The sequence below is a fragment of the Micromonospora sp. NPDC003776 genome, assembly GCF_053605645.1.
This window is the reverse complement of record NZ_JBSGJR010000378.1, coordinates 1-7,036: the sequence shown is the minus strand read 5'-3', so window position 1 is coordinate 7,036 and position 7,036 is coordinate 1. Positions and strand designations below refer to the sequence as shown.

Here is a 7,036-nt window from a genome sequence, read left to right as displayed (position 1 = left end):
CGGGTACCCGCCCCAGCAGCAGCCCCAGTACGGCGGCGGATACCCGTCGCAGCAGCAGCCCGGCCAGCCGTACGGCGCCGAGGCCGGGCAGCCCGACTACGGCCAGCCCGGCTACGGCGCGCCCGCCGCGCCGCCGAAGAAGAAGTCCAGCGTCGGCAAGATCCTGCTGATCGTGCTGGCCGTCGTGGTGCTGCTCTGCGTGGGCGGCGGCACCGCCGTCTACCTCGCCACCAAGGACAAGGTGACCGAGGTCGTCGACGCCACCAAGACCCGGGTGGAGGCCCCGGCGACCCTCGCCGGCAAGCCGAAGGTGACCGACCCGAAGCTGGTGGCCGCCGCCGACCAGATGAAGTCGCAGATCCAGGGCGACGTGCAGGGGGCGACCAGCACCGTCGGCGCCTTCTACGGCGACCCGCAGAAGCAGGACCTGCTCATGATCGCCGGCGCGTCCGGCCTGATCGCCGATCCCAAGAAGGAACTGGACGACGCCACCACCGGCATCGCCAAGGACATGGCCGTGACCAACTTCAAGACGGTCGACGCCGGCCCGCTGGGCGGCGACGCCAAGTGCGGCGACGGCGAGACCTCGGGCGTCAAGGTCGGCGTCTGCGTCTGGGCCGACAAGGGCAGCCTCGGGATGATCCTGATCTACGACAAGCCCGCCGCCGAGCTGGAGAAGCAGTTCGTCACCATGCGCGGCCAGATCGAGAAGCGGGACTGACCGCTTCCCCCAGTCGGGAGACCGGCCCCCGCCGTGCGGCGGGGGCCGGTCCGCGTATCCGGGTCAGGCCGCCGGGGTGGCGGCCCGTTCCGCGGGGCTGCGGCAGACGCAGAACTCGTTCCCCTCGGGGTCGGCCAGCACCACCCAGCCGGTGCCGTCCGGCCGACGCCGGTCGGCGACCAGCGTCGCGCCGAGGCCGCGCAGCCGCTCGACCTCGGCGTCCCGGGTCCCGTCGGCGGCATGCACGTCGAGGTGGAACGCGCCCTTGCCGTGCCGCTCCCCGACCGACACGAAGAGCAGGTCGGGGCCGTGGCCGCCGGGCGCGGCCAGGACCGCCTCCGGATCGCCGGGGTGATCGTCGTCGTTCAGCTTCCGGTCGAGCACCGCCGCCCACCAGCTGGCCAGGGCGTACGGGTCGGCACTCTCGACGGTGACGCAGTGGATCCGTGCACTCACGGTGCTTCCTCCTGATCGGAGTGCGCCCCGCGACACCGGATGAGGTCAGCGGCGACCGGTGCGGGGCGCGGGAATGTTCACGGTGGACATCGACCACACCCCCTTCCGTGGCTCGGGCTGACCGGTTGATCATGTCACTCGGCCGGACGGGGGGCAAGGCCGGCCTCAGGTGGCGGCCGGGGCGTCCGCCGAGGGCAGCGTGACGGTCACCTCCAGGCCGCCGCCCGGCTGCGCGATCACCTTCACGGTGCCGCCGTGCGCGTCGCAGACCGCGCGGACGATGGAGAGCCCGAGACCCGATCCGCGGGCGCCGGTCCGCTCCTGGCCGCCCCGGCGGAACGGTTCGAACAGCCCCGGCACGTCGGCCTGGGCGACCTCGAAGCCGGTGTTCCCGACCACCAGCCAGGAGCGTTCGCCGTCGGTGCCGGTCCGCACCCAGAGCCGGCCCTGGAGGTGGTTGTAGCGGACCGCGTTCTCCACCAGGTTGCCGGCGAGCCGGTCGAGCAGACCCGGGTCACCGACCACCGGCGCCGGACGCAGCGAGGTGTGCACCCGCAGGCCGATCCGCTCGACCTCGCGAGCCATCGCCGACAGCGCGTTCGCGGTGCCGACCGCGAGGTCGCACTCGGCCCGGCGGGCCAGCCGGCGGCCGGTCTGGGCCTCGCTGCGGGCCAGCACCAGCAGCGCGTCGACCAGTCCGTTGGCCCGCTCCGAGGCCTCCCGCACCACGGTCGCCATCCGGCGGTACTCGCCGATGTCCGCGTCGTCGTCACTGAGCGTCACGTCGATCTCGGTCCGCATCACGGCGAGCGGGGTACGCAGCTCGTGCGAGGCGTTGGCGACGAAGCGCTTCTGCGCCTCGAAGGCCGCCGCGATCCGGTCCAGCATGGCGTCGAAGGTCTCGGCCAGCTCGGCCACCTCGTCGTCCGCGCCGGACCAGCGGATCCGCTGGTCCAGCGTGGCCTCGCCGAGCCGCCGGGCGGTCGCGGTGACCTGGTGCAGCGGGCGCAGCGCCCGGCCGGCCACCACGTACGCCCCGGCGACCCCGACCACGCTGATCGCCAGCAACGCCACCAGGCCCTTGACCAGCAGCTCCCGGGAGGCGGCGTCGACGAGCTGCCGCTGCCACTGGCCGGCGTCCAGGGTGCGGCCGTCGGCGAGCACCACCGTGGTGCCGGGCAGCAGCTCGTCGGTGGGGCGCAGCGCGTCCCGCACGAGCAGCCAGGCCAGCAGCACCAGGATCGCCCCGGCGCCGACCAGCAGCACCCCGTTGAGCAGGGTGAGCCGCAGCCGCAGGGTGGGCCGCGGCCGCAGGGCCGGACGGCGACCGGCCGCCGGAGCAGGCACCCCGGTCACGCCGACGCCTCGGCCAGCATCCGGTAGCCGGCGCCGACCACGGTCTCGATCAGCGGCGGGTCGCCCAGCTTCTTGCGCAGCGTCATCACAGTGACCCGGACGATGGTGGTGAACGGGTCGGTGTTCGCGTCCCAGACCCGTTCCAGCAGCTCCTCGCTGGAGACCACCGCGCCGCGCGCCTTGAGCAGCTCGGCCAGCACGCCGAACTCCTTGTTGGTCAGGTCGACCGGGGCGCCGCCCCGGGTGACCACCCGGCGGGCCGGGTCCAGCACCAGGTCGGCGACCTCGAACACCGGCGGGGCGGCCGGGGTGGCCCGCCGGCCCAGCGCCTGCACCCGGGCCACCAGTTCGTCGAAGGCGAACGGCTTGGGCAGGTAGTCGTCGGCGCCGAGCTGGAGGCCCTCCACCCGGTCGGCGACCGTGCCGCTGGCGGTGAGCATCAGCACCCGGGTCAACGTCCCGGAGGCGGCCAGATCGGCGCAGATCCGGTCGCCGTGCACGCCGGGCAGGTCCCGGTCCAGGACCACCACGTCGTACCGGGTGACGAAGGCGGCCTCGTGCCCGGCGTCGCCGTCGTAGGCGACGTCCACCGCCATGCCGCGCTTGCGCAGCCCGCGCGCGATCGCGTCGGCGAGGTTCCGCTCGTCCTCGACCACCAGTACCCGCATCCCGGCCTCCCACCTCGTGACCTCCCGACAACCTAGTGCCGGCCGCCAAACCAGCGTCGCTCGCCGTCGTTGCAAATATCCTTCGGGTACGCGATGCTTCCCGGCACCCGTTGACATCCGCCCGGCCGCTGACCGGGCACCGAGCGGACGGAGCAGGCCGTGGCAGTGGTCGACCCGGGGCGGGACATCGCCTACCGACGCTTCCGGTTCCCGACGGACCTGGCGCTCGGCACGGCCGACGGGGTGACCGCCGGGGCGGACGGCCTGGTCATCGGCGCGCCGGCCGGCCGGATCACGCACACCGACCCGCACTCCGGGGTCACCGCCGAGTACGAGCTGGCGACCTGGACCTCGCCGGTGGTCGAGGTGGGCTTCCCGGTCGGCGAGGTGGTGCCGTCCTGGACCGGCGACACCCCGCCGGGGTGCTGGCTGCGGGTGGAGCTGCGCGGCCGGGACGCGGGGAAGCCGACCACCGACTGGTACGACCTCGGGCACTGGGCCGCCGACGACAGCACGATCCACCGCACCTCGGTGCCGGGGCAGACGCGGGACGAGGCGCGGGTCGGGGTGGACGCCTTCACCCCGCGGCGGGCGGCGGTCACCGGCTGGCAGCTCCGGGTCACCCTGCACCGGCGGGCCGGCCTGGCGCTGAGCCCGGTGCTGGGCAGCGCCGGCGCGGTGGCCACGGGGACCGCTCCGGGCGCCGAGCCGGCCGGACCGGACGCGGGCGCGGCGGGCCGGGCGGCCCCGGCCGGCGGCAGCGGGGACGCGCGGGGGCGGGTGCTCGACGTGCCCCGGTACTCGCAGCGGCTGCACGCCGGTGGGGAGACCCGGTGGGGCGGCGGCGGGGACTCCTGGTGCAGCCCCACCTGCGTGTCGATGGTGCTGGACTTCTGGGGCGCCGGACCCGCCGCCGACCGCTACGCCTGGGTGGAGCCGCCCGGCCACCGGCCGGTGGTGGTGCACGCCGCCCGGCACTGCTACGACCACGCCTACGGGGGCGCCGGGAACTGGCCGTTCAACACGGCGTACGCCGGGCGGCACGGGGTGGACGCCTTCGTCACCCGGCTGCGCGGCCTGGCCGAGGCGGAACGGTTCGTGGCGGCGGGCATCCCGCTGATCGTGTCGGCGGCCTTCGCGGCGGGTCAGGTGCCGGGGCTGGACTACGACACCCGGGGCCACCTCATGGTGCTGGTCGGCTTCACCGCCGACGGCGACCCGGTGCTCAACGACCCGTACGCGCCGGACGACGAGTCGGTCCGCCGGACCGTGCCCCGGGCAGCGTTCGAGGCGGCCTGGCAGGGCGGCAGCGGCGGCGTCACGTACGTGGTCCGGCCGGAGTCGGTCCCGCTGCCCCGGCCGCCCGCGCAGGCCAACTGGTGACTCACGGGTCCACCGGCCAGACCACCAGGCCGCCGGCCGGCCGCAGGCAGACCAGCGCGGTGACGGCGTCGGCGCAGTCGTCCCAGGAGCCGGGCAGCACCGCCCGGATCCGGGCCTGACCGGCCGGGATGTCCAGGGCCCCGACGAGGGTGCGGTCGTCGGGGAGCCGGCGGAAGCCGAGCTGCCGGGGTGCCGACCGGTCGCCACCGGCCAGCCGCCACCGGCCGAAGCGGGCGAGGGTACGGCCGGTGGCCGGGTGCAGCGCCGCCAGGTCGACCTCCAGACCGATCGCCGGTGCGGCGGCCAGCAGCCGATCCCCGACCGGGCTCACCCCCAGCCAGTGGTCGCCGGACCAGAGCTGCCGGCCGGTGGCCGGGTCGAAGACGCGTACCCCGGGGAGCTGGCCCTGCAGGCAGACCACACCCGCGCAGTCGGCGAACCAGGCGGCGGCCCGGGCCGGCACCGGGACGGTCCAGCGGCGGTCCCAGCGGTCCAGGCCGTACGCGGTGACCGTGTCCGGCGACGGCTCCCGGTCGCGGCGCGGCGGCAGCCCCGCCGAGCCGGAGCTGTCGGCGCCGTCGACCAGCAGCAGGTCCCCCACCACCTGGGTGAACCGGTACGACACCCGGTCGGTGGCCGGCGGCACCCGGCCGGCCCGGCGCAGCGCACCGGACCCGGCGTCGTGCACCGCCACCCGGCCGTCGGCGGTGACCAGCACGATCTCCGTCACGCCGTGGTCGCCGGACCGGTAGTCCACCCCGTTGCCGGGCAACGGCAGGGACCAGCCGACCCGTCCGGTCGCCGGGTCGACCGACCGGATGGTGCCCGAGCCGTCGGCCCGCGGCGTCTCGAAGAGCAGCCCGCCGGGCTGGGTCGGCACGGGGTAGCCGGACTGCCGCCAGCGCACCACCCCGGACTCCGGGTCCAGCACGCTGGTGACGGTGTCGCCGGCCCCGGCCGGGCTGCTGGTCACCAGCAGCAGCCCGGCCAGACTGCTCAGGCCCAGCACGTGGTCGCCGGCCGGTAGGACGAACCGCCACTGCTGCCGCCCGTCGGGCAGCCGGTGCCCGGTGACCACCCGGCCCCACCCGCCCACCGTGCCCGGTCCGTCGGCCACCACCAGCCGGCCGTCGACGACCAGGAAGCTGGCGCCCTGCGGGGCGGGCACCGGGACGCCCGGCGGCCGGCCCGCCGCCGGTGCCGCGCCGGCCAGGGTCAGCAGCGCGACGAGGCAGAGCGCCACCACCCGGAGGGCGGGGGCCGGCGGCCGGCCGGGTCCGGGCGGCGGGGCGTACTCCTCGCCGTGCGGCATCTCCCCCAGCTCGATCACCGGCTCATCCGATCCGCCACACCCCGAACCGGCCGTCCCCCCGGCGGCAGACCAGCAGCGCCCGGCCGGCCCGACAGTCCCCGGTGACCCCGGGCACGGCGTCGCGGACCAGGGGGTGGTCGGCCGCCGGGTCCAGCTCCGCGACGAGCAGCCGGCCGTCATCGGAGCGGCGCACGCCGAGCAGCGGGCTGTCGAGGTCGTCGCGCCGGACCGTCTCCCAGTCGCCCAGGTGGGCGACGAGCCGGCCGGTGGCCTCCTCGACCACGACCTGCGTCCGCCCGTCGGCGCCCGCGCCGGTGACCAGCAGCCGCCCGCCCGCCTCGGCGAGCACGGCCTGCCAGGCCGGGTCGGTCCACAGGATCCGGCCGGTGCCCCGGTCCAGGGCCCACATGCCGCCGGTCTGCCGGGTGGCGCAGAGCAGCCGGCCGCAGCGGTCCACGAATCCGACCAGGGGCAGTGACGCCGTCCACCGCCGCTCCAGGGTGTCCAGGTCGTACGCGGTGACGCTGGCCCCGGCGTCGCGGACCTCCAGCAGCAGGCCGGCGGCCACCAGCGTCCGTCGCAGCGCGGGCAGCTCACCGGAGTGCAGGTCCCGGGCGGCCAGCCGGACGCCGGAGGTGGCGTCGTGCACCTCGATGGGGCCGGTGGCGGGCACCAGCACCAGCCGTTCGACCCCGGCCGGGCCGACGCTCCAGTTCACGCCGTCCGACGGGGTGGCGACGGTCCACAACGTCCGTCCGGTCGCGACGTCCACCCGGCGGACCTCGTCCACGCCCTCGCCGGCGACGGTCCGCACCAGCAGCACCGCGTCGCCCGCGGGGAGGACCACTCCGGGCAGCCGCCATTCGACCCGGCCCGTCCGCAGGTCGACCGCCATGCTCTCCCACCGGGCGTCGTCGGCGGAGCGCCCGTGAACCAGCAGCCTGCCGTCCCGCTCCATCCCGCCGATGAAGACGCCGCCGCCGGGCAGCAGGGTCCGCCAGCGGAGGCGCAGCCCCTCCGCCGTCATCCGGTAGGCGGCGAGCTGCCGCCCCACCCCGCGCTCCGGATCGGGCGGCTCCACCACGTACACCCGGTCGCCGACGACGACCGTGTCGGCGGCCGGGCCGCCGGGCACGCTGG

Annotated in this window: 7 protein-coding genes; 2 read left to right on the top strand and 5 right to left on the bottom strand. The window is 76.2% G+C overall.

Features of this window, described 5'->3' with window-relative positions:
• The coding region (locus ACWEVO_RS25350) for a hypothetical protein (RefSeq protein WP_452310015.1) at positions 1-721 on the top strand (721 nt) is incomplete at its 5' end.
• A gap of 63 nt (positions 722-784) precedes the next feature.
• On the opposite strand, the gene ACWEVO_RS25345 is transcribed toward ACWEVO_RS25350, so the two are convergent.
• The 3 genes from ACWEVO_RS25345 to ACWEVO_RS25335 all read right to left on the bottom strand — a co-directional run bounded on the left by ACWEVO_RS25345 (position 785) and on the right by ACWEVO_RS25335 (position 3,201).
• On the bottom strand, positions 785-1,177 hold the full coding sequence (locus tag ACWEVO_RS25345) for a VOC family protein (protein ID WP_452310014.1): 393 nt from the start codon (positions 1,175-1,177) through the stop codon (positions 785-787).
• Positions 1,178-1,342: 165 nt separating this feature from the next.
• On the bottom strand, positions 1,343-2,524 hold the full coding sequence (locus ACWEVO_RS25340) for a sensor histidine kinase (RefSeq protein WP_452310016.1): 1,182 nt from the start codon (positions 2,522-2,524) through the stop codon (positions 1,343-1,345).
• Positions 2,525-2,529: 5 nt separating this feature from the next.
• Positions 2,530-3,201, bottom strand: coding sequence for a response regulator transcription factor (locus ACWEVO_RS25335; protein ID WP_452310013.1), 672 nt, complete (start codon positions 3,199-3,201; stop codon positions 2,530-2,532).
• Positions 3,202-3,360: 159 nt separating this feature from the next.
• On the opposite strand from ACWEVO_RS25335, the gene ACWEVO_RS25330 reads away from it, so the two are divergent.
• Complete coding sequence (locus ACWEVO_RS25330) at positions 3,361-4,584, top strand: peptidase C39 family protein (RefSeq protein ID WP_452310012.1); 1,224 nt, start codon at positions 3,361-3,363, stop codon at positions 4,582-4,584.
• A 1-nt stretch (position 4,585) separates the two neighbouring features.
• On the opposite strand, the gene ACWEVO_RS25325 is transcribed toward ACWEVO_RS25330, so the two are convergent.
• Both ACWEVO_RS25325 and ACWEVO_RS25320 read right to left on the bottom strand, forming a co-directional pair.
• On the bottom strand, positions 4,586-5,914 hold the full coding sequence (locus tag ACWEVO_RS25325; protein ID WP_452310011.1) for an outer membrane protein assembly factor BamB family protein: 1,329 nt from the start codon (positions 5,912-5,914) through the stop codon (positions 4,586-4,588).
• A gap of 4 nt (positions 5,915-5,918) precedes the next feature.
• A partial coding sequence (locus tag ACWEVO_RS25320; protein WP_452310010.1) for an outer membrane protein assembly factor BamB family protein occupies positions 5,919-7,036 on the bottom strand: 1,118 nt, incomplete at its 5' end.

Bases quoted from the DNA above. Each gene is read 5' to 3' on its own strand.
- ACWEVO_RS25335 (WP_452310013.1), bottom strand. From the start codon at position 3,201: ATGCGGGTACTGGTGGTCGAGGACGAGCGGAACCTCGCCGACGCGATC.